We start from the raw sequence: 23,003 nt of genomic DNA, 5'->3' as shown, positions 1-23,003 counted from the left end.
ACTGCAATGGCGATTCCCGAGAGAGTTAATTTTTTTGTGTGACTTCCAAATAAATATGCTCTAAACGTACATTTTGGCGAGCGATCGCATCTATTTTAATCCCGGCAAACCTGGCAATAATTTCTGGCAATTCTAAAGGTTCTGGTAGCCAAAATGCTAATTCATTAGCATAACGCTTGGGGGTAAAACCATGAGCTTGAGCGCAGGCGATTGCTTCTGCTTCTTGTGTCGTTTGGATAACTAAAATTTCCGCAGCTGGAATAATATTACGTAGTGCAGCTAAACTACCCTCAGCCAACATTTTACCATGCTTAAGAATGCCAATTTTATTACACAGACGTTCTGCTTCATCTAACAAGTGAGTCGTCAATAAAACTGTAATTCCCTGCTTTTTGAGTTGCCAAATCAACTCCCAAATTTCATATCTGGCTTCAATATCTAAACCCGCCGTAGGCTCATCTAAAATAACTAACTTTGGCTGATGTACTAAAGCCACAGCAATATTCAACCGTCTCTGCATTCCTCCACTTAATGTTTCCACCGGGCTTTTAGCTCTATCTAATAAGTTAACCGCAGCTAAAGTAGATTGTATTTGTTGCTGGCGTGTTTTCTTATCCAACCCATAGATAGTGGCAAAAAAATTTAAATTTTCTGCACAAGTCAAAGTTTTATATAGGAGATTTTCTTGAGGTGCAATACCAATTAGCTTTTTTGTAGCTGCCGAAATAGGTTGGTTATTAATTTTAATCTGACCACTGTCAGCTTTAATTAAATTACAAATCATATTAATGGTAGTTGTTTTACCAGCCCCATTCGCCCCTAATAAACCGTAAATTTCCCCTGCGTCAATCTGCAAACTTAAATCATTAACAACTTTTACCTTACCGTAAGATTTATTTAAATTGATAATTGATAGCATATTTTATAATTTTCTTTCTCGCACTAACATTCGTCGATAAGATAACCATCCACCAATCACCATTATTAAGGCAAATACCACTAAAAACCAAAAATGTAATTTAATATCCCCAAGCTGTTCACCCTTGGCAGATACTCCCACAAAAGCCTCATTCATATGATAAATCGGATTATATTGCGCTATGTGAATTAAAGTTTTAGGAAACAATGAACTCGGTAAAAATGCGCCACCTAAAATTAATAACGGAACCCCAAAAGCTGCCACTAAAGCATTCACATCTTCAATCCGACGCGCCAATTGTGTACCCAAAATAAACCCCAAGCCCACATAAGCCACAATACTCAAGATAATGATTAATATTCCTAAAATAATCAAGCCTTTAAAACTAGCACCCCAAAAAGCAGCCGTAGTATAAATTAATAATGCTTGCCCTAAACCAATGCAACTATGAGCTAAAAAAATTCCGAAAAAATAAGACGTGCCACTTAAAGGCGAAAGAAACAAGCGTTTGAGAGTTTGTTGTTCTCTTTCTGCAACTACCGTGGCGACACTTCCACCCAAACAGCTAAAAAACAATGCCGCACCGACTAAAGTTGAAGGTGCAGTATATGTAAAAGCATCAGCAATGGGTAATTTTGCTCGTTCTGCCAGAATATACCCACCAAGCATCAGCACAGATATGGGAAAAATTGCCCAAAAAATTAGGCTGCGTCTGCGGCGTAACAATTCAATTAAGATGCGTTGTGCCACAGCTATAGTTTCACGCCAATACTTCATATCAAAAAGTTGCGTAAACTTAAAGTACCAAATTTTTCTATTTTATAGGCATCTCATTTTTTGAGATTATTTTTCCTTGATTATAAGTGGTTTATGATAACCGGATTTAGTATAAATTCTCATTGCCAAGAGTTTTCGCAATCTTACCGAATTAACTGCGCGGCTGAATTAAAAAACTGACGACACAATCCTCTAGTGACTAAAATCGTTGTCAGCAGGTTAGCAACAGCAACCATAAATAAAATTAAAATCTCGTAAGAAACAGCATCTAAAGGGTTAACACCGCCTAATAACTGTCCTGTGGTGATGCTGGGGAGGGTAGCCATACCAATGAGCATCATTTGGTTGAGGGTGGGAAGTATGGCGGCGCGAATGGCTTCTCGGCGGTATTGAGTTACGGCTTGTTGGGGGGTTGCGCCTAAACTCAAGTGGGTTTCAATTTCTCCTGAGGAATTATTCATTGTACTAACTAATCGTTCCCCAGCGATCGCAGCTGCATTCATGCCATTGCCAATGATGATTCCCGCTAGCGGAATTAAATAGCGTGCTTCAAACCATCTATCTGGTTGCAGAATTAATAAATAAGTGTAAAAAAGCGTCAAAGCAGTACTAACTAAAATTGCTCCCCAAACTACAGGTAATACTAAAGGAATTTTCTGGCTGATGCGATTTCTGGCAACAATAGCCGTAACTGTCAGCATAATTGCCAAAATTACCAAAACTGCCCAAGGATTATTTATCGCAAAGATAAAATCGAAAACATATCCTAATACCAGCAGTTGTAAGATGGTTCGGCCAGTCGCAATTGCTAAGTTTAATTCTAAACCCAACTTTTCCCAAGCAGATAAACCAATTGCGATCGCCATTAGCCCCACAGCAAAGGTCAAATCAACTAAGTCTAACTTGATGATATCCTGCATGGTTTCTCTACCTCCGGGAATTGTCTGATTAGCACAACCTATATCCTTGGAACTTTAATTTTAATTGTTAAATCTTGGTGAATACTCCAGTTTTTGCTGCCCAATCATCCCCAATAGGGATAATGGGTTTTGGGTTAATTTCCTAAATGACTGAGCAAAAGCTTTCGTATTGACAATTTCTCAGAGTGTCCTAACAACCAATTAAAAATTACGAATTACGAATTATGATGATATCTTTAACCATACAATAATTTCAGTAATAACCCTCTTTGATGCGTATCCAGGGCGACAGTCTATTGAGCAGCTTTTTGACCAAAAATCAATCAGCCAAAATCGACTGTCGAAGTGCATCCTTTGTATCTTCAGATCAAATAAAAACTCATGTTCCAAAGCGTAAATTCTGTTCCTGCCTTTGATATCAAGCAGCAATACGCCACTATCGAAGCAGAAGTGAGTGCAGCAGTATTAGAAGTTTTAGCTTCTGGGCGTTATATTGGCGGCCCCATCATTGAAAGTTTTGAGCAACAATTTGCTGCCTATCATGGTGTTAATAATTGTATAGCTTGTAACTCTGGAACTGATGCGCTCTACTTAGCACTGCGGGCTTTAGAAATTGGCGCAGGTGATGAGGTAATTACGACACCATTTACCTTTATTGCTACGGCAGAGACAATCAGTGCTGTAGGAGCCAAGCCTGTTTTTGTTGATATAGACATTAATACATTTAATCTAGATGTGCAGCAAGTAGCTGCGGCAATCACACCTAAAACTAAGGCGATAATTCCTGTTCATTTATTTGGCCAGCCTGTAGATATGACAAGGCTGATGGCAGTCGCCCAGGCTCATAATTTAGCAGTTATTGAAGATTGCGCGCAATCTACAGGCGCAATCTGGGAAGGTCAAACAGTCGGTAGCATTGGGCATATTGGCTGCTTTAGTTTTTACCCGACAAAAAATCTGGGTGGTTGTGGCGATGGTGGCGCAATTACAACTAACGATGCAGAACTAGCCGCCAAGATGCGAGTTATTAAAGAGCATGGGCAGAAAAATCGTTATTACTACGAAGAAATCGGGATAAATAGCCGTTTGGATGCCCTTCAAGCAGTGATTTTGCAAATTAAGCTGCGTTATCTCGATGATTGGAATCAAAAACGGCAGGCGATCGCATTATATTACACCCAATCGCTAAATCAAATTCCGGGAATTGCTGCACCCGAAGAACTCGCGCCAGGGGTGAGCGTCTGGAATCAATACACAATTCGCGTCTTGAGTGAAGGGCGAAATGGTGCAAGTGCTTCTCATCGAGACTGGGTACGCAGTCAATTACAAGAACGGGGTGTAAATTCAATGGTTTATTATCCCCACCCCTTACATTTGCAGCCTGTTTATCAAGATTTAGGCTACAAACCAGGACAATTACCAGTAGCAGAGCAAAGCTGCCATGAGGTTTTATCTTTGCCTATGTTCCCAGAGTTGACAACCCAACAGCAAGACCAAGTGATTTACGCGCTGAAAGATTGTTTGGTTTAGAAGTATGAAGGATGAAGTATGAAGTATGAAAAATATATGTTTTAAGTGCTTCAATCTTCATCCTTCGCTTAAAGATTAGATTAGCGCGTCGCTTTTTGCAGTTGCCAAAGCTTCTACTAAGCCACGTACCGCAGCAATCATGGCTACTTCGCTGTTGAGTTGGTTAATAGCAGAACCAACACCAACACCAGCCGCGCCAGCTGCGATGGCTAACGGTGCGGTAACGTTAGAAATACCAGAAGCGCACAATACTGGAACTGATACAGCGCGAGAAATTTCATAAGCTGCTGCTAATGTAGGCGCAGCTTTTTCAATTAATCCCAAAGTGCCAGAGTGCGCAGGTTGGCTGCTAGTACCGCCTTCAGTTTGGATAATATCAGCACCAGCTTTCACTAGTTCTTCTGCTAGTTGTACTTGTTGATCAAGCTCCAGAATATGGGGAACAGTGACAGATAGAGTAATTTGGGGTAAAAGGGCGCGGGTTTGCTGAGTTAGTGCCAGCACTTCAGGAGCTTCAAACCTGCGTCCTTGAGCATAAAAAGAATCAAAATTACCAATTTCAATCAAATCTGCACCAGCGGCCACAGCTTGGACAAACTTTTCTGGCTCGACTGCTGATACACAAACTGGTAAATTAATCAAGCTTTTTGCCATTGCGACTAAAGCAGGATCGGCGGCGATATCAACAAAGGTAGCACCACCAAGTTCAGCAGCTTTAATAGTAGCAGCCACGCGATCGCGGTCAAAATTATTCAAACCGCTAATAACTTTTAGAACACGGCGGTTGGTAAATGCACGTTGCAGTGCTGGATGTATGGTCATAATTCGTCTTTTGTAGCTACGAAGGTAGGAATATTTTTACACTACTAAGCTTTGACGGCTAGGGGGGTAATATAATTTTGGATTATAAAACTAGGTCTTACGCATTGATTTAAGAAACTGCAAAATCTGTTAGCTTGCGCCGTTCCAGTGATTTGAACGCTAGGATAATATGCTCTTTGGGAATTCCAGCTGCAACTAACTCTAAAGCAATTCCTTCCTCTGTACCATCATGCTGAATCCAGAGCTTATCGTTAATAATATCGATGTGTAACAAGCTTCCGTAAATGCGGTAATCGTTTTGCCAACCCGCTTCCACTAAAATATAACGATTACGCTCCCGATCAAATACTAGCTCTATTTGAACTTGGTCATCGTTACCAAGAAACTCAGCGTAGTCTCGCAGAATTTTTTCCACAATATCACGATATCGAATTTATTTAGGCATTAATCAAATTCAAGTGGCCATAAATCAGAAATTTGTACTTCCCAGCCTGGCAGCAAATCAGGAACCGTTAACACATCACCATCACGTAAAATCACTGGCTCTTTGCCTGAGTAAAGCACCTCAACTGTTCGTTCATCTGGGTTAATCAAAATTCCTACCCGCGTCCCCAAAGACAAAAACTCTCGAATTTTTACGCGCAATTCTTCTAGATCATCACTGGGAGATTTGACTTCTACTGTCAAATCAGGGGCTAACTGAGCAAAAGACTTAGGGCTGCGACGCAAACGTTCTGCTATGACAAATGAGGCATCAGGCGCTCTTAAATTAGAATTAGGCAATCTAAAACCAGCACTAGAAGCTGCAACCCGTCCAAGTTTTCGAGGTTTAACCCAGTTACGTATTTGGGAAATCATTTCGGCTGCGACTTCATCTGACTCATAGCCTGATGGACTCATAACAACAATATCCCCTTGCACCAATTCCATGCGATAGTCAGGAAACTGTCGCTGCATTTTTTCCAAGTCTTGAACTGTCAGGGACATAAAACCTCCTGAAACAGGCAATCAATAGATTAATTTTAATGCTTGTTGTCTATAGGCTTTATTTTCCCAATTGAACTGACACCAATTCACTAAAATAATGAAACAGATATAAACCCCTAAAGCCTTAATTAATCAGTCTTTCTTAATTGCGAATTGCGAATTGCGAATTGCGAATTGCGAATTGGTATGACACTGCCCGTAGACTCGTATGATCAAAATATAAGCAAAATATCAAATCGCCAGATTTCTACGGCATAACATGGGCAGTATTTGGGAAATCGATTTTTACTCGCGTCCAATTTTGGATGAAAATCAAAAAAAAGTTTGGGAAGTTTTAGTCTGCGAAAGTCCTTCGGATATTCGGGCGCAAACAGATGCAGTATTTCGCTATGCTCAATATTGTCCCAGTACCCAGGTCAATTCGGGCTGGTTGCGGACGGCGTTGCAGGAAGCCATTGACAAAGCAGGGGAAGCACCAATTAAAATTCGCTTTTTCCGCCGCCAAATGAATAATATGATTACCAAAGCTTGCCAGGATTTGGGCATTCCGGCTCAACCTAGTCGGCGGACTTTGGTACTCAACCAATGGCTGCAACAGCGAATGGAGGAAGTTTATCCTCAAGAACCAGGGTATCAAGGGGGGACTAATCCTTCGGTGCGCTTAGAAAGTCCTTTACCTCAGCGTTTACCTGATGCCTTAGAAGGGCAGCAATGGGTGTTTGTCAGTTTGTCAGCCGCTGATTTGGCAGAAATGCCGGAGTGGGATATTGGTTTTGGCGAAGCTTTCCCGATAGAAATGGCAAAATTATCGCCGGAATCTCGCATTCCGGGAGTTTTGATTTTCTCACCTAGGGCTTTGCCGCTTGCAGGTTGGATGTCTGGGTTAGAGTTAGCTTTTTTGCGAGTTGATACTAGTGCAGGCACAAGGTTAATTCTGGAAACTGGTGCTACAGAAAGTTGGATTTTGGCAAATATCAAAAATCCTCAAACAGTAGTAGAGGCCAAAGGTTTTGCCGAAGCTAAAGAAAAAGCCAACGGAGTGCATTTTGTTGGCATTCAGTCAAGCCCCCAAGCCGAATCTTTTGCTGGGTTTTGGCTGTTGCAAGAGGTAGCTTTGCCTTAAAAGAGGAAACGGAGCAGGGGGCAGGGGGCAAGGGGAAAATTAATTACTTTTCTTCTATTCCCTACTCCCCACTTCCTATTCCCCATACTAATGATTTTTGGGAATTCTCTGCACTGATCAAACGCTGATAGATACCCATGATTTGGGATAATTATCTGCGTCTGTCTGGATTAACGCAGATAGGCTCCAATGATTTGGGATAATTATCTGCGTTGTTTGCAGTTCAAAATCCGAAATCCACAATTCACCAAGGGTCATGGGTTCTGAAAATTTGTCACAAGATACACTAGCAGAAGCGCTGCTGGAATTAGCAATTAAATCGGGAGCCGAAGCTGCTGAGGTGTATCAGTCGCGCTCGCTTTCTCGTCCTGTCTTTTTTGAGGCTAACCGACTCAAGCAGCTAGAAACCAGTCAGTCTGAAGGCACAACGCTGCGGTTGTGGCGCAATGGTCGTCCAGGACTCACGGTAGCTTATGGTGCGGTTCCAGCCGCAGCTATGGTGGAACGGGCTTTGGCTTTGAGTGAGTTAAATCAACCTGAACCTGTTGAGTTAGTTAGTAACTTCAAGCCTGCTTACCCAAATTTAGGGGAAAGTGTACCCATAGAAGTTTTAGTTAACTGGGGCAAAGAAGCGATCGCTATTATCCGCGATACTTATCCTGATGTGCTATGCAATAGTGATTGGGAGTGCGATGTGGAAAATACTAGGCTTGTCAATAGTCAAGGTCTAGATTGTTACTACACTGACACTACACTTAGTTGCTATATGTCAGCCGAATGGGTTAGAGGCGATGATTTTTTAAGTGTTTCGGATGGTCAAACTCAACGTGATACTTTAGACCCAGAGAAATTAGCATATCAAATTTTACAAAGGATAGTCTGGGCGAAAGAAAATGTTTCACCGCCAGCAGGACGCGTCCCGGTTTTATTTACTTCTAAAGCGGCAGATATGCTGTGGGGAACAGCCCAAGCAGCTTTAAATGGAAAACGTGTTTTAGAGGCGGCTTCTCCTTGGGCAGAACGCTTAGGTAAACAAGTCATTTCTCCCAGTCTGACTCTTTTTCAAGACCCCCAAGCAGGCCCTTATAGTTGCCCTTTTGATGATGAAGGTACGCCAACTACATCTTTAGTATTTGTTAAAGATGGAATATTACAGCATTTTTATTGCGATCGCACTACAGGCCGTCAATTAGGTATCGGTACGACAGGTAATGGTTTCCGTCCTGGTTTAGGTAGCTATCCCACCCCGGGTTTGTTTAATTTTCTAATTCAACCTGGTTCGGCATCATTATCAAAATTAATTAAACAGTTGGATAATGGCTTAATTGTCGATCAAATGTTGGGTGGTGGCGGTGGGATCTCTGGTGACTTTTCGATCAATATTGATTTGGGTTATCGGGTGAAAAATGGTGAGGTAATTGGCCGGGTTAAAGATACGATGGTCGCAGGTAATATTTACACAGCCCTGAAACAAGTCGTGCAATTAGGTGCTGATGCTGATTGGAATGGTTCTTGTTATACACCTTCTTTAATAGTTGAAGGTTTATCCACGACTGGCAGAAGTAATTAATACTAAGTTGCAGTCAAAGATATTAACTTAGGCTGGGAGTAGAGGCTAGGGGTTAAGTTCAGTTTTTTCCCTTAGCACTTTACTGTATTTTGGTTTTTTGCCACTCATTTACTTAAACAAGCATGATGAATTTTGCTCACAGCACAAATGATGCTATCCAACTTGATAGGGTCGTATTTATTGGCAGAACTTTATCAGAATATGTGAAATTGTTTGACTTGGATTTATCACAGTGGCAAAAATCCCAGATTTTAGATTGTCCGGCTGGAGCGGCTTCTTTTGTGGCAGAAGCCCAGGAAATGGGCATTGATGCTTTAGCTGGTGATATTTTGTTTAACTTAGATGAAGGCACGTTAAGAGCAAAAGGGCAAGCAGATTTAGTTCATATGCTGGAAAGGCTTGCTGAAGTTACCCATAACTATAATTGGGATTGTTATCAAAATATTGCACAATTAAATGAATATCGCCAAACAGCCTTAGAACGCTTTTTGGCAGATTATCCAGATGGCCGTCAAGCAGGACGTTACGTTCAAACTACATTACCAAAATTACCTTTTAGCGATCGCAGCTTTGATTTAGTTTTAAGCGGACATTTTTTGTTTCTCTATGGCGACTGCTTTGATTATGCTTTTCATTGGCAAACAATTTTAGAACTATATCGCGTCTGTTCTCAAGAAGTCAGAATCTACCCAATCCAAGGTAAAGATGCTCAACCATATCCTTTTTTGAACAATTTAATCAATGATTTAAATCATGCTGAAATTTCCGTAGAAATTGTGAATGTGCCGTGGGAATTCCTCAAAGGAAGTAACCAAATTCTGCGGTTATGGCGAGCGTGAAACAGAGTAATTAACTTTTCTTCCCCTACACCCCACACCCTGCCTAAACCGATAACTTTGTAATCTACTGATATTTATTCACCACTTTATCCGAAGAGATATTATCTAGCCTTCCTAACTTGACCAAAGCTTGATGCACCATCGCTGCAACTTCAGCACGGGTAGCTGCTTGATTAGGAGCTAAAACTTTTTGATTAGCACTAGTAATCACTAAACCATTTGCTGTTGCTGCCGCTACCTTACCAACAGCATATTTAGGAATGTCCTGGCTATCTTTGTAGATACTTAACACCTGTGACGGTTTTGCTGGTTGTTTGAGATTCAACCCACTCACAAGTGCCACCAAAACTTGGACGCGCGAAATTTTTTGTTGTGGCTTAAAGGTTTTGTTCGGGAAACCTCTTAAAAATCCTGTACCAACAGCACGGTCAATTGCTGGTGTTGCCCAATATTTATCTGATACATCTTTAAAAGGTATAGAATTCTTACTCAAATCAGTGTCAAATGCTTGCTGAAGAATAGCCGCAAATTCAGCGCGGTTTACAGGCTGATTTGGTCTAAAAGTATAATCGGGAAAACCCTTGATAATGCCGCGAGCCGAAAGACTATTAATAAACCGAGTTGCCCAAAAATTAGTCGGGACATCGTTAAATGCAATTGGTGGCGGAATTACTGTTTTCTGTTCTGCCGGGGTAACTAAAGGTAAAGATGATGGTTGAGTGGATGTAGAGAAAGGAACCGACTTTGGTGATGAATTAATCGGCGCGACTGGAACAGATGGAAGGATGAAAGGAAGGGTGGGACTTGCTTGCGGAAGCACTTCGTTTGGCGGTGATGGTGTAACCTCTGGTTGAGTATTGATATTTGGTTGCTCCTGCACAGATGGAGAAGTGGCTGTGGGAGTTGGCTGAGTTGTCACAGTGGCACTGGGAGTAGGCAACAAAACTGTCTTCCAATTCCAGCCAGCATCCCGCCGCGAAAATGACCACAAAAGAATTCCCCCAATAGCACCGAAGGCAACCAAAATGGCAATAAACTCATCAAAGCCAAGGGCTGTTTTTTCAGATGACTTTGGATTGGAAGGCGGTAGATTTGTCATCGTATTGACCCTGAAACCGTAAAGTTCTTTTGGAAAAATTAACCCACAAAATGAAGTGTAAAGGATAAAAATTTCTGTAGATTACAATGTTCTTTGTTGCGGCTAGGTGTGAGATATGGGGTGAATAACACCAAAAACTCTCTATTCACATCTTGCACCTAGCCCCAGCGAATAGAATTCGCGGCTATACAAACGAAGTCCGCCTATCGCGCTTGCGCTGCGCTTGGCGCACCACGCGGACTAACGCAATATCAAGGGTTTGGAACCCGCGCAGGCGGGTTTTGTCTGTGTAGCCGCGACTTCAGTCGCTTGGTGCAAGATATGTGTCTATCCCCAACACCCCACACGCTATACTTCATACTTTTCAAAGCACTCTCAAAATACTAGGAATGCTATCAATTGCTTCCAAACTTTGAATTTCATCTAAGGCTTTGCGGAAGTCGCCTTCTTTGACATCGTGGGTAACAACGACAATCTCGGCTAAGGCTCCTTGAAAGCCAGTTTGGACAACGGACTCTAAACTCACGTCATGATTGCCAAAGCAAGTACCTAGTTTACCGATGACACCAGGGTGGTCTTTGGTCAGGAATCGGGCGTAAAATCTTGTGACTAGTTCACTGATAGGTGCAACTTCGCAGTAATCTTCATGTCTACAAGTTAGTAGGGGATTGGGAACTGCGGTATTACTTTTGAGGGCAGCCGTTAAACTGAGAATGTCTGAGGTGACTGCGCTGGCTGTTGCACCTGCACCTGCACCTGGGCCAAAAAACATGACTTGACCGATGGGTTCTCCTTCTACCAAGATGGCGTTATAAACGCCGTTAATGCTTGCTAATGGGTGCGCTTTGGGTACAAAGGTAGGATGGACTCGCACAGATAAGTTTGAGTTGGCGTTGTTTTGGTATTTGGCGATCGCTAATAATTTAATTACAAAACCTAGCTTTTCGGCGTAGGCTATATCTGTCTTGCTAACTTGGCGAATTCCTTCACTATACACATCGTTTAAGCGGATGCGTCCCCCAAAACCCAAGGATGCCAAAATCGCAATTTTATCGGCGGCATCTAAGCCATCCACATCAGCCGTGGGGTCAGCTTCAGCATAGCCGAGGCGTTGAGCATCAGCCAAAACATCCCCAAAATCACTACCTTCAGTTTGCATCCTGGTAAGGATGTAGTTAGTTGTACCGTTAACGATGCCAGTGACAGTATGAATCCGGTTAACGCTTAAAGCTTGCTTTAAAGGTTGAATTACAGGAATCCCGCCACCCACAGCCGCTTCTAACATGACATAGACACCAGCTTCATTAGCGGCGTTAAAAATTTCCGCCCCAAAACGGGCGATGGCCGCTTTATTAGCTGTAACTACGTGTTTACCATTTTTGATCGCTTGCAGAATCAGCGAGCGTGCTGGTTCCAGTCCACCCATCACCTCAACCACTATATCCACCGCCGGGTCGTTGACAATTGCGGCTAAATCTGTGGTTACTACTGATGTTGGTAATTCTACAGCACGGGGTTTGTCAGGCGATCTTACACCCACGCGATATATTTCTATCTCCTCCAACAACGGATGACGGCCAACCGTATCTTGTAGTAGTTGCACCGTACCCGTACCTACTGTACCTAATCCTAATAATCCTAGCTTTACACCCACAAGCTTTTCACCCAATATATTTAGTGCTGAGTGCTGTTAGCGGTAGCGGGGCGTTTAGCCCGTGCTGAGTGCTGAGTAGTTAGTATTTTAACTACTAGAACCCTTGCTTCAGCAAATATATATACAAAACAATTGTAGGGTGAGCATTGCCCACCCTACAGATTATCTTGTTTTAGTTGTCTTAATCTATTGACTAATGACTAACTTAATAAGTCTCTACGTGCCAGCGACCAGCTTTTTTGATTTCCTTCTGGTAATCACTCCAGGTTACACCTTCTTTGGCAGCAGCAGCAGTTAAAGCCGCATCAATACCATCTTCCATACCGCGCAAACCGCAGATGTATGTATGGGTTTTTTCGTTTTTAATCAACTGCCACAGTTCATCAGCGTGTTCTGCTACGCGGTCTTGAATATACATTCTGCCGCCTTGAGGGTTCTTTTGTTCGCGGCTAATAGCATAAGTCAAGCGGAAGTTATCAGGATACTTCTGCTGCATTTCTTCCAATTCTTCTTTATAGAGAATATTGGGAGAGGTTGGTACACCAAAAATCAGCCAAGAGAAACCTTTAAATTGATATTCTGGGTTAGCGGCTCTTTCTGCATCCTTAAACATCCGCCACAGATAAGCACGCATAGGTGCGATACCTGTACCAGTTGCCATCATAATCACATTGGCTTCGGGGTCATCGGGTAACAACATTTCTTTACCCACTGGCCCGGTGATTTTTACTTCTTCGCCTGGCTTGAGGAAACACAGGTGTGTTGAGCAAACACCGTAGACTGTTTCACCTGATTCTGGATGCTTGTACTCCAACTGACGAACGCACAATGAAACTGTTTTATCGTCTACATCATCACCATGACGAGTTGAGGCAATAGAGTACAGTCTAAGTTTTTCTGGCTTACCATTTTTGTCTACGCCAGGGGGAATAATCCCAATACTTTGACCTTCAATGTACTTTAAATCGCTACCAGACAGGTCAAATTTGATGTGCTGAACAATACCAATACCGCCTTCCCCAACTAACGGGTCATTGGATATACACTTACCGATAAATGGTGCATTAGGACGATAAGTATTTACAGGAACGTCAGCGTGGGCTTTTTTGGCTTTCGCTTGAGTCATGGTGTTGCCTTTGGTATCTTTATTTTTTGGCTGTTCTTCAGCTTGCGCTTTAGCAAAGCCTTTCGCTTCACTTTTTGCTTTCACAGGTGTGGCTTGACCATTACCCTCACTGCTAGCAGTCTCCACTTCAGGTGCAGCATTCGCAACTGGGGCTTGCCCATTCACTTGCTCTAAAATGCTTGCTGGATGAATGCTAACAATTTTGCCGCCTAGGCGAGTGATCCGTCGCATTTCTTGATTCATGCGGTTGTAAGGCACTCTGATGAACACACTGCCACTTTTACGAATTGGGTAGTTCGTTTGATCAGTTTCTTCGCTCTGACGCAGACCCACCACTTCGTAAACGAAGATGCGGCTACCTGATTCTGTGTTGGCAGCACCCTCAACAGCACCTTGATTGTACATTCGTTCTATCACTCCGATATTTACTTAACCGTTTGTCAAAAAAAAACTATTCCCATCACTAGCCAGCTTTTAGTTTATCGGATTTGTGGCACCCAAAACTAGCTCTTTCAGGAAAGCGGCATTCCCGAAAAATGCCTTGCGAAGTACACTCAACCCCAGACTAGCAGGCGCAGTAATAAACACACCTGTTCACCTTCTAAAGTAGAGGATAAGTCTCTGGGAGAATGTTAATCATGAGTCAATTTAATCTTTTTTTAGTAAATTGCTACTCCTATTAAGGAGATATAAAATCATTTCTAGCCATAAAAAGCAACTTTTTTAATAACAACAGGCATAAACTCTTTGTTGACACAAGCTATTGAGAGTCGCCGATTTTTGTTTAGAAGTAAAATTTGAGATTTTAGATGCTCAATTTTTTGGTTTATGCCCTGTACCTGATAGGCAGAACAAATCCAAAAATTGCCATTTAAAATCTTTAAATCCTATTTCAAGCAGTTAATGTCAATCTACAAGATACTCATAAAATGACCAACCTCAGCCATAAAAAAACTCAATTAGTTGACTTTTTTTATTTTATGTGTGTACCAAGAAAATGCCTAACTGTATTTTGATGGTTCACTTAAATATATTTAACTATATATCTGGGACAAATGCACCTGTGAAATGCCAAAAATGTGCTATGAACAGCTAAAATTAGTTTCACTTGAGGTGAAACATCTGTCAAGTTCTAGGACAAACTTTAGCCTAGGTGCAGATTTATACTTTTATAATTGCGAGACAGGGGGTATTGGGTGATTAATTCGCCCAATTTTGTTTTCTTTCTGCAGATAGATTTTAACAGGACTTACGCACAAGCTACGGAAAATCGAACCACAGAGGCGCAGAGTTCACGGAGAAATGAGAGTTTGAGAGATATTTTGCGTAAGTCCTATTTAACTTTGAATGTGTAGAGCTATCAGTCAATAGTAGTAAATCAGCCACATTTTACGCAAGTACTGTCTTGAATCCAAACCACACCTGATAAACTTGAGATGATACAAACTTCCACTAGGAATATATCTAAAGTTAATAGTTGTGCTTGGGGGAAAGATTCACCATTCAACCATGAATGCAACTGTGAAAGCACGATATCCTTCCTGGCATTAAACCTTGTATAGGATAACCCCTTCTGTTAAAATTAAATATACCACTAGGATTAAATACTTACCAGCTGCCGAATAAAGCAATCTCAGACGAGTAACAGCCGTTAACTTGGTTGGTCGCGCGTCTGATAAATCATTATGTGGCTGAGTAGCAAGAACACAGGAAAAACCAATGGGGTAAACTCCTGGCTTCAAAAATCTGCTGTGTGAAAAATTTATTGATTGACACATTTAGTATTTAGAGGAGATTTATGACAAGTAAGCCGGAACGCGTGGTACTAATTGGAGTAGCCGGAGACTCCGGGTGCGGCAAATCTACTTTCTTGCGTCGTTTGATCGATTTGTTTGGTGAAGAGTTTATGACAGTTATCTGTTTAGATGACTATCATTGCTTAGACCGCAAACAACGCAAAGAAACTGGGATAACTGCACTTGACCCCAGGGCCAACAATTTTGACTTAATGTATGAGCAAATTAAAGCTCTCAAAGAAGGTCAAACCATTAATAAGCCGATTTATAACCACGAAACCGGCCTGATCGATCCACCAGAAATAGTAGAACCAAATCACATTGTTGTGGTTGAAGGTCTACATCCTTTATATGATGAACGGGTGCGATCGCTGCTCGATTTCAGCGTTTATTTTGACATCAGCGATGAAGTTAAAATTGCCTGGAAAATTCAACGCGACATGGCAGAAAGAGGTCATCGTTACGAAGATGTCTTAGCGGCTATCAATTCTCGTAAACCTGACTTCACAAAATACATCGAACCTCAAAGAGAATTCGCTGATGTAGTTCTCCAAGTACTGCCCACAAACCTCATTAAGAACGATACAGAACGCAAAGTTTTGCGAGTGCGGATGCTGCAACGCGAAGGTAAAGAAGGATTTGAGCCAGTTTATCTGTTTGATGAAGGTTCTACCATTCACTGGACTCCTTGCGGACGCAAGCTTACCTGTTCTTATCCAGGTATGCAGCTGTATTATGGCTCCGATGTTTACTACGGCCGCTACGTTTCTGTATTAGAAGTAGATGGTCAATTTGACAACCTAGAAGAAGTTATCTACATCGAAAACCACCTCAGCAACACATCCACCAAATACGAAGGTGAAATGACTCACTTGTTACTCCAACACCGTGAGTACCCAGGTTCTAATAATGGTACTGGTTTGTTCCAGGTGCTGACAGGTCTAAAAATGCGTTCTGCCTACGAGCGTTTAACATCAAAGGAAGCAAAACTAGCGGTTCAAGTCTAAAACAAAACAGCAGTGTTTGTGTCAAAGATTTTAGGGGGTGCTACCGGGGAGACCCCCTTTTTATTTGGAGTTATGTGGTTTTATCTTTGGCAAAGTAGAGGCAAACAGTAATTTTGTATCCAAAAAGCAAACTAAAAAAATTTGAGCGGCGCAAATGGCCGCTCAAACTTGTGTGTTTTAAATTGCAGTGAGGAGGTTAGTTATTAAGCGCCCGGAGCGTTTTTGCCAACAACTTGTGATTTTAGAGTTGTAATTTCGTTAGTTAGCTCTTTTCTGGTTGAAGCTTTGAGTAAATAGCGATAAACAAACCAAGCAGAGTAACCAATACCAATCAACTCAAAGGTAGGTGCTACCAAAGGAATATCATTCAAAGAATCTAATATTGCCAAAAGTACCTTAACGGCGACAAGTGCTGTCACAATTGCGCCAACAACAACCAAGGGTTGCTTATATTTGCTGAACAAGCTACCCAGGTATTCAGGCAGTGTTCCTAAAAAGCCAGAGATTTGTTCACCATATTTTATCCATTCCTCTTGAGGTTGAGCAGGAGGCTGGAGTTTGGTAATGGTTCCTGTTTGGCTGTTGATATCTGTCAGGGTTGCTTCTGTGGATTTTGTTTCTGCGAATTCCGGTTCTTGCATTTTAACTTCCATAAATTTGACAGTTGGGTTTTTTAATCCGGACAATTACAACCAAAAGGCTGTGATTAGGCAAGACACAAGTTTATCAGACTTGGCTTGGTAAGAGGTTGGGTTTCCTATAACCTTAAATGCCTCTAACCTTTACTGCATCAACTTCAAGGTAGACAGTCAAGCGATAGGATGTGTGACTCTTATCTGCCTGATTTTTGTGCTTGTCAATCAACTGGAACCCTCAGGATGAGATTATCCCACACTGTAACAGCTTGCTGATAATCGTACTCATTCAAGTACAAATCATGCAAAAATCAGACTACCTCTCATTTATACAAGGTTAATCGCCGATTTTACCTGAATATTAAAGCTATCTTCAGCCGGATTCGTCAATGAATCTAATGCTCATTGATATTAATACTTAATAAAAGTTCTTCTGTATTCATCTTGACTAGATTTTATTAAATATTTTGTGGTAAGCAGGCAACAGTGTTAAAAGTTGCTTATTGTCGTTGTTTGCTGATTAAGCATAGAAAAATGCTTATCTGCTGGCTGCCTTGAATAATAAGACAAGATCCCCAATTTTTCAAAAAAGTTGGGGATCTTAAGCCTTTGCTTATACCTCAAGCAAATAAGGAAAAGTAATTTTTACCTTTTGCCTTCTTACTTTTGCCTTATTCCACTAGCCTACTTAGTTCAGCCTAGTCCCAATCTGGCATTTGCGCGCCTTCTTCACCGCCAACACCGATGCCTGTGTTAAAAATTTCTGCATCGGTAATATTCATATTTTCCATTGACGCGCCGTATACATTGGAGTCGTAAATATGAGCGCGGGTAAGATTCACACCGTTAAGATTGGCTTTTTTGAAGTTAACATTGGTGAGAAAAGCTGAAGATAAGTTAGCTCCTTGTAAGTTAGCGTTGGTGAGGTCTGCACCTTCAAGGTTTGCGCCTGAAAGATTAGCACCTTTGAGGTTTGCACCACGTAAATCAGCGCCGATTAAATGAGCGCCACTGAGGTCAACTCCTGGTAGTCTGCACCGTTGACAATCCCCAGTAGATAACAGCTTTTGTAAATCTTGTGAATTTCCTGCGTTAACAGCATTTACAAAAAAGAGGGGAGTTGCTAAGGCTAGAGCCGCAAATAGCTTGAGTTTCATAATTTTTCCCCTTTGTGATTAGGTTCATCCGTTCTTTTCCTCACGACTCTATTATCTCACTAAATTTCTGCACGATGTTGATTTAACTAACAAAATGATGTTGATGTTTATCTATTTATTTGATGATAGGCAAGACTAATCACAAGGGTTTTGGGGTCTGAATCAGAGAAAGCTGATAGATGCATTAACCTATGAGAAATTTGTTAAATATTTTTACAAAATGCCCTTATCTATGTTGCTTTTTTATGAGTTGTTAAGGGCAAGTTTTCTGTGAATAAATATTACTCAGTAATCGCAGTATTTAGTATTTTAAACTACCAGAAATTTCCTCATATACTGGTTAACTAACTGCGGTTCTTCTTGCTGTACCCAATGTCCGCAATTGGGAATATACTGAATTTGCAAGTTGCTAACATAGGCATCAGTCCCATAAGTAAGCTCCTTCCCAAGGGCTGTATCATTTTCTCCCCAAATCATCAGTGTATGGACTGGTAAAATTTCCCAATTCTTGTTGGTTAAAAATTGCGGTAAACTATTGCGGTAATAGTTCAACATAGCTGTTAAAGCACCGGGTTTAGCTGCTGCTTTTTTATAAGCTTCTAGGTCAGAATCAGTGAAAGTATTTTTATTAAATGCTGTGCCTTGAAATGTATGGGCAATTATTTGATAATCAAAAGATTGTAGGATGAATTCGGGAATTACAGGCAGTTGAAATAAGAATATATAGGAACTACGTAGTAATTGCTGAGGCGTGAATAATCCTTGAGAAAACTTGGCTGGATGGGGTAGATTAAGTATGATTAATTTCTCTATCATTTCTGGGTGAGCGTAGGCAAAAAACCAGGCGATCGCACCACCCCAATCATGCCCAACTAAAACGCATTTTTCGTGACCTAAACCTTTAATTACTCCCTCAATATCTTTAACAAATTCATCCATGACATAAGCTGATTGTGCTGTTGGTTTGTCGCTGTCGTTATAGCCCCGCAAATCTAACGCCACTACTTGGAAATGTTGGGCGAATTCAGGTATTTGATGCCGCCAGGAATACCAAAATTCAGGAAACCCGTGTAACATCAACATTAAAGGGCCTGTGCCTTGGGTGACATAGTGCAGTTTCACGCCATTGGTAGTTATATATTTGTGTTGCCAAGTTTCTGTTGCTGACATTATGTTGTATTTTATCTACGAGCAATCTAAGTTTTGTTGAATTATGTACCGTCATCCTAGAGCAAACATCTGTTAAAAGGCAGTGTTTGAGGTGGTGGTAATGTCAGAGAATTCTTATATGAAGTGTGAAGTATGAAGTGTGAAGTGTGAAGTATGAAGGGTGAAGTATGAAGTATGAAGTATGAAGTATGAAGTATGAAGTATGAAGTATGAAATTTTCACTTTATGCTTTCTTATAACTTATGAAAAAAACAGAAATTCGCGGTGTTTGGCTGACAACTACTGACAGTAAGGTTTTCCGCTCACAGGAACGCATTGCCCAAGCGATGGATTTGTTGGCGGAGACTGGGTTTAACGTGGTGTTTCCCGTTGTGTGGAATAAGGGTGTGACTATGTACCCCAGTCCAACTATGCGACAAACTTTTGGGGTGGAGATTGACCCAATGTCTGTTGGGCGTGATCCTTTAGCAGAGGTGATAACCCAGGCGCGACGCGTGGGGTTAAAGGTTATTCCTTGGTTTGAATACGGTTTTGCCAGTTCCTACAACTTGAATGGTGGAATGCTGTTACAGCAAAAACCTGAATGGGCGGCGCGGGACTGTAACGGAAATCTATTACAAAAAAATGGTTTTGAGTGGATGAATGCTTTTCATCCCCAAGTGCAAGAGTTTATGTTGAACTTGGTTTTGGAGGTGGCAAGCAATTATGATGTCGATGGGATTCAAGGAGACGATCGCTTTCCGGCTTTACCATGCGAAGGTGGTTATGATCCCCTGACAATTGCCCGTTATCAACAGCAATTTGGCAGTCGTCCACCAAACAACCCCCAAGATAAACAATGGTTACAGTGGCGTGCTGATATTTTGACTGATTTTTTGGCACGACTTTATGGCGAAGTGAAAAGGATTAACCCTAATTTGCTGGTGTCGATGTCGCCAAATATTTATGATTGGGGATTTCGAGAATATCTGCAAGACTATCCCACCTGGCTAAGGTTGGGAATTGTTGATATGATTCATCCCCAGATTTATCGCCGTGATTTTAATAGTTATAAAGCGATCGCTAATCAATTGCTCAGTCAGTTTACAGATGCAACTCTCCCCAAGGTAGCACCGGGAATTTTGATGAAGTTGGGGAATTACTGCATTAGTCCAGAATATCTGGTGCAGGCGATCGCATTCAACCGCCGACTCGGAATTTCTGGAGAAGTCTTCTTTTTTTACGAAGGTTTGCGAGAGAATAACAATGCTCTTGCTTCTGTCTTGCGAAATGGCCCCTACGCTCAACCTGCTATATTCCCGACTTTGGCTGATTTACAGCGTTCTAGCGATAGAGATGATTTATCGTTATGGCAGAAAATACAGAGATTCTTAAAAAATCTGATTTTAACAGGTGTATGACAGATAAATTCCCGATAGAACAAGTAATTCAAACTCTCAAAGATGATTTACCGACTTTATTTGAAAAAGATATTTCTTACGACATTTATACACAAAATATTTATTTTCAAGACCCAGTAAATAAATTTAAATATAAATTTAACTATCGCATTATTTTTTGGACATTGCGATTTCACGCCAAATTATTTTTTACGCAAATTGCCTTTGATGTGCATGAAGTTTATCAGGCAGCAGAAGATACAATTATAGCCAAGTGGACAGTTCGTGGTGTGTTACGTGTACCTTGGCAGGCAAAGATATTTTTTAATGGCTATTCCACTTATAAACTGAATGCAAATAATTTGATATATGAGCATATTGATACTTGGGATAGAAAGCCAGGAGAGATTTTAAGGCAGTTTGTTCAAAAAGGTGATAAATGATGGAAAGAAAAATACTATTTGGGCTAAATACAGTTACATTTCAGCATCCTTTTGACCAAAAAGCTTTGACAGCTTTAAATAAAACTCCTGGCTTATCTTTATTGTTAAACAAGGTGAATGAATATGGAATTGACCGCTTGCTGAGAATGCAAATTCTTGGTGGGGAATTTCGCGTCACACCTCGGAATTTTCCACAGTTACATGATGCGTTTGCTGAAAGTTGTGAGATTCTTGATTTGAGTCCACAGCCAGAATTATATTTATTTCGTGGTACAGGACACATTCATACTAATGCTGTTGGTGTAGAAAAGCCAATGGTGAGTGTGAATTTAGAAGCGATGGAATGGTATTCTTATGAGGAATTGCTATTTGCTTTTGGGTACGAAATTGCCCGAGTGAAGGGTAAATATATTGCTTATCAGCAAATTGCAAATGTTATGCCAATGTTAAAAAACCTGGTGAATGGTACAACGTTTGGCTTAGGAGGTTTAGCTGCTGGGGGGATAGAACTCGGGCTTTATAACTGGATTATAATGTCAAAATTTACTTGCGATCGCGCGGGTTTATTAGCTTGTCAAGATATCAATGTCGCTATTACTGCACTGATGAAGTTAGCTGGCTTACCTAGTGACTATTTAAATGCCGATACTATCGCTGATTTTACAGCCCAAGCGCGTGAATTTGGCAGCATTAGTCTTGATAACTTGGATCAAGTAACTAAGATATTCAGCTTTATGGAATATCAAGTTCCTTGGTCTGTGATGCGCGCTTCTGAGTTGTTGAAGTGGGTTGATTCCGGTGAATATGATAAATTACTGCAAGCAGAAAATCTAGAGCAACCAGAAGTTACATCAGAAAATACAGAAGATTCAGAAGATTGGCAATTTATGTCTTCTTGGTAACTAGAGTCTGTTTAATTAATCTTTAAATAAATACGCCAGGGTCAACTTTAAAAAAGTTTGCTAAACTCTTAACTTGCACATTTTAAAACCCTTATACAGTAAAGCTTTAGCTAGGACTTACGCAAAATATCTCTCAAACTCTCATTTCTCCGTGAACTCTGCGCCTCTGTGGTTCGATTTTCAGTAGCTTGTGCGTAAGTCCTGTTTAGCTTGGAATTTAGTAATATCTTCAGAACCTAAAATATCTTAATAAGTCTGGCTGTTGAATATTACTGCTCACATTTTTCAATTAAAGTAATGAACAGTTCATAAATTTCAGTTTCTTCAGGGGTAAGATTTGAACGATGCGTCAATTCTTCAATTATAGCCAAGGCTCTCTCATTCTCTTCTTCAGTTTTAATTAACTTTGGTTGGTACTTAACTAATAATTCTTTATATTTATCTTGGTTAAAAACAATGGTCATATTTCCAAGTCTCCTGATGGCAAATATATTTATTTTGACTGACTCATGATGATATTCATCAAACTATCTAACAGGCGATCGCGTGACAAAGAGCATAGTTCTTTACCATACAAAATATCCTGTACAATGACATAAGAAACCAGCGAACCCATAAATATATGTGCCATTGCTTCTGGGTCAGCAATATTTAATTCTGGATGAGATACAAAATATTGACTGAGTAAAAATCGACCACGTTGCACTACAGTTTGATTATATAATTTTGCCAGTTCAGGAAAGTTTTGCGACTCAGTAATAATCAACCGCAACAGTGCCAAATAATCTGGATTATCTGCTACTTTGGTTAAATAAGTTTCGGCTATCTGGCGCAAGAAAATTTTCGGTTCGCCGTGCAATTTTGTGCCAGAAAATATACTTTGCAAACACGCCAGCGTTAACCGTTCCATCAACGCCTTGAAGAGTCCTTCTTTATCTTGAAAGTGACTGTATATTGTTTGTTTGGCTACTCCTGCTTCTGCACTCACCCTATCCATACTGGTTTTAGCGTAACCCTCGCACAAAAATACTCGAATTGCTCCTTGTAAGATTTGCTCCTGTTTTGGAGTAATTGCAGGTAAAACAGATTCCAGTTGGGAAGCAGGAGTTTTAGGCATGAATGGTAAATTTTTTTGCAGTTTTCTTGCT

At 40.9% G+C, this 23,003-nt stretch carries 22 protein-coding genes; 8 read left to right on the top strand and 14 right to left on the bottom strand.

Features of this window, described 5'->3' with window-relative positions; translation table 11 throughout:
* Positions 1–25: 25 nt before the first annotated feature.
* The 3 genes from H6G69_RS21020 to H6G69_RS21010 form a co-directional block, all read right to left on the bottom strand.
* Positions 26–919, bottom strand: coding sequence for an ABC transporter ATP-binding protein (locus H6G69_RS21020; protein ID WP_190691066.1), 894 nt, complete (start codon positions 917–919; stop codon positions 26–28).
* Positions 920–922: 3 nt separating this feature from the next.
* The gene (locus tag H6G69_RS21015; protein ID WP_190691065.1) at positions 923–1,696 is read right to left on the bottom strand and encodes an ABC transporter permease; all 774 of its coding nucleotides are present in this window, start codon (positions 1,694–1,696) and stop codon (positions 923–925) included.
* A 143-nt stretch (positions 1,697–1,839) separates the two neighbouring features.
* Positions 1,840–2,616, bottom strand: a complete 777-nt coding sequence (locus H6G69_RS21010; protein WP_190691064.1) for an ABC transporter permease — start codon at positions 2,614–2,616, stop codon at positions 1,840–1,842.
* A gap of 381 nt (positions 2,617–2,997) precedes the next feature.
* On the opposite strand from H6G69_RS21010, the gene H6G69_RS21005 reads away from it, so the two are divergent.
* Entirely contained in the window at positions 2,998–4,146 is a 1,149-nt protein-coding gene (locus H6G69_RS21005; RefSeq protein WP_190691063.1) for a DegT/DnrJ/EryC1/StrS aminotransferase family protein, read from the top strand.
* Between the two features lie 75 nt (positions 4,147–4,221).
* Here the strand turns inward: H6G69_RS21005 and H6G69_RS21000 are convergent, their stop codons facing one another.
* The 3 genes from H6G69_RS21000 to H6G69_RS20990 all read right to left on the bottom strand — a co-directional run bounded on the left by H6G69_RS21000 (position 4,222) and on the right by H6G69_RS20990 (position 5,955).
* Positions 4,222–4,968, bottom strand: a complete 747-nt coding sequence (locus H6G69_RS21000; RefSeq protein WP_190691062.1) for a DUF561 domain-containing protein — start codon at positions 4,966–4,968, stop codon at positions 4,222–4,224.
* A gap of 109 nt (positions 4,969–5,077) precedes the next feature.
* A complete protein-coding gene (locus H6G69_RS20995; protein WP_190691120.1) occupies positions 5,078–5,401 on the bottom strand; it encodes a XisI protein in 324 nt (107 codons plus the stop codon).
* 11 nt (positions 5,402–5,412) lie between these two features.
* Complete coding sequence (locus H6G69_RS20990) at positions 5,413–5,955, bottom strand: Uma2 family endonuclease (RefSeq protein ID WP_190691061.1); 543 nt, start codon at positions 5,953–5,955, stop codon at positions 5,413–5,415.
* Positions 5,956–6,214: 259 nt separating this feature from the next.
* On the opposite strand from H6G69_RS20990, the gene H6G69_RS20985 reads away from it, so the two are divergent.
* The 3 genes from H6G69_RS20985 (at position 6,215) to H6G69_RS20975 (ending at position 9,487) form a co-directional block, all read left to right on the top strand.
* Entirely contained in the window at positions 6,215–7,078 is an 864-nt protein-coding gene (locus tag H6G69_RS20985) for a Tab2/Atab2 family RNA-binding protein (protein ID WP_190691060.1), read from the top strand.
* A 256-nt stretch (positions 7,079–7,334) separates the two neighbouring features.
* Positions 7,335–8,648 carry a TldD/PmbA family protein gene (locus H6G69_RS20980; RefSeq protein WP_190691059.1) on the top strand — a complete coding sequence of 438 codons (1,314 nt, stop codon included), beginning with the start codon at positions 7,335–7,337 and terminating at the stop codon, positions 8,646–8,648.
* Positions 8,649–8,770: 122 nt separating this feature from the next.
* On the top strand, positions 8,771–9,487 hold the full coding sequence (locus H6G69_RS20975; RefSeq protein ID WP_242072128.1) for a class I SAM-dependent methyltransferase: 717 nt from the start codon (positions 8,771–8,773) through the stop codon (positions 9,485–9,487).
* A gap of 64 nt (positions 9,488–9,551) precedes the next feature.
* Here the strand turns inward: H6G69_RS20975 and H6G69_RS20970 are convergent, their stop codons facing one another.
* The 3 genes from H6G69_RS20970 to petH all read right to left on the bottom strand — a co-directional run bounded on the left by H6G69_RS20970 (position 9,552) and on the right by petH (position 13,771).
* Entirely contained in the window at positions 9,552–10,586 is a 1,035-nt protein-coding gene (locus tag H6G69_RS20970) for an S-layer homology domain-containing protein (RefSeq protein WP_190691058.1), read from the bottom strand.
* A 364-nt stretch (positions 10,587–10,950) separates the two neighbouring features.
* Entirely contained in the window at positions 10,951–12,240 is a 1,290-nt protein-coding gene (locus H6G69_RS20965) for a homoserine dehydrogenase (protein WP_190691118.1), read from the bottom strand.
* A 205-nt stretch (positions 12,241–12,445) separates the two neighbouring features.
* Entirely contained in the window at positions 12,446–13,771 is a 1,326-nt protein-coding gene (gene petH, locus H6G69_RS20960; RefSeq protein WP_190691057.1) for a ferredoxin--NADP reductase, read from the bottom strand.
* A 1,393-nt stretch (positions 13,772–15,164) separates the two neighbouring features.
* Here petH and H6G69_RS20955 point away from each other — a divergent pair.
* Positions 15,165–16,169 carry a phosphoribulokinase gene (locus tag H6G69_RS20955; RefSeq protein ID WP_190691056.1) on the top strand — a complete coding sequence of 335 codons (1,005 nt, stop codon included), beginning with the start codon at positions 15,165–15,167 and terminating at the stop codon, positions 16,167–16,169.
* 203 nt (positions 16,170–16,372) lie between these two features.
* On the opposite strand, the gene H6G69_RS20950 is transcribed toward H6G69_RS20955, so the two are convergent.
* The 3 genes from H6G69_RS20950 to H6G69_RS20940 form a co-directional block, all read right to left on the bottom strand.
* Positions 16,373–16,810, bottom strand: coding sequence for a CAAD domain-containing protein (locus tag H6G69_RS20950; protein WP_190691055.1), 438 nt, complete (start codon positions 16,808–16,810; stop codon positions 16,373–16,375).
* A 692-nt stretch (positions 16,811–17,502) separates the two neighbouring features.
* A complete protein-coding gene (locus H6G69_RS20945; RefSeq protein ID WP_190691054.1) occupies positions 17,503–17,961 on the bottom strand; it encodes a pentapeptide repeat-containing protein in 459 nt (152 codons plus the stop codon).
* Positions 17,962–18,270: 309 nt separating this feature from the next.
* The gene (locus H6G69_RS20940) at positions 18,271–19,131 is read right to left on the bottom strand and encodes an alpha/beta fold hydrolase (RefSeq protein WP_190691053.1); all 861 of its coding nucleotides are present in this window, start codon (positions 19,129–19,131) and stop codon (positions 18,271–18,273) included.
* A gap of 242 nt (positions 19,132–19,373) precedes the next feature.
* On the opposite strand from H6G69_RS20940, the gene H6G69_RS20935 reads away from it, so the two are divergent.
* The 3 genes from H6G69_RS20935 to H6G69_RS20925 are packed head-to-tail and all read left to right on the top strand — an operon-like array spanning position 19,374 to position 21,855.
* Positions 19,374–20,531 carry a glycoside hydrolase family 10 protein gene (locus H6G69_RS20935; protein WP_190691052.1) on the top strand — a complete coding sequence of 386 codons (1,158 nt, stop codon included), beginning with the start codon at positions 19,374–19,376 and terminating at the stop codon, positions 20,529–20,531.
* On the top strand, positions 20,528–20,953 hold the full coding sequence (locus H6G69_RS20930; RefSeq protein ID WP_190691051.1) for a DUF2358 domain-containing protein: 426 nt from the start codon (positions 20,528–20,530) through the stop codon (positions 20,951–20,953). The genes H6G69_RS20935 and H6G69_RS20930 overlap by 4 nt, the downstream gene beginning before the upstream one ends.
* Positions 20,953–21,855, top strand: coding sequence for a M48 family metallopeptidase (locus H6G69_RS20925; protein WP_190691050.1), 903 nt, complete (start codon positions 20,953–20,955; stop codon positions 21,853–21,855). Before H6G69_RS20930 ends, H6G69_RS20925 begins: the two co-directional genes overlap by 1 nt.
* Positions 21,856–22,124: 269 nt before the next feature.
* Here H6G69_RS20925 and H6G69_RS20920 read toward each other — a convergent pair whose 3' ends face one another.
* Together H6G69_RS20920 and H6G69_RS20915 are read right to left on the bottom strand one after the other, a co-directional pair.
* A complete protein-coding gene (locus H6G69_RS20920) occupies positions 22,125–22,319 on the bottom strand; it encodes a hypothetical protein (protein WP_199336196.1) in 195 nt (64 codons plus the stop codon).
* Between the two features lie 29 nt (positions 22,320–22,348).
* Entirely contained in the window at positions 22,349–22,972 is a 624-nt protein-coding gene (locus H6G69_RS20915; protein ID WP_190691049.1) for a TetR/AcrR family transcriptional regulator, read from the bottom strand.
* Between the last annotated feature and the right edge of the window lie 31 nt (positions 22,973–23,003).

Origin of the sequence: Nostoc sp. FACHB-110, from assembly GCF_014697425.1 — a bacterium.
Taxonomy (GTDB): Bacteria; Cyanobacteriota; Cyanobacteriia; order Cyanobacteriales; family Nostocaceae; genus Nostoc_B.
The sequence above is the reverse complement of the archived record's forward strand: the minus strand, read 5'-3'. Positions and strand labels throughout refer to the sequence as shown.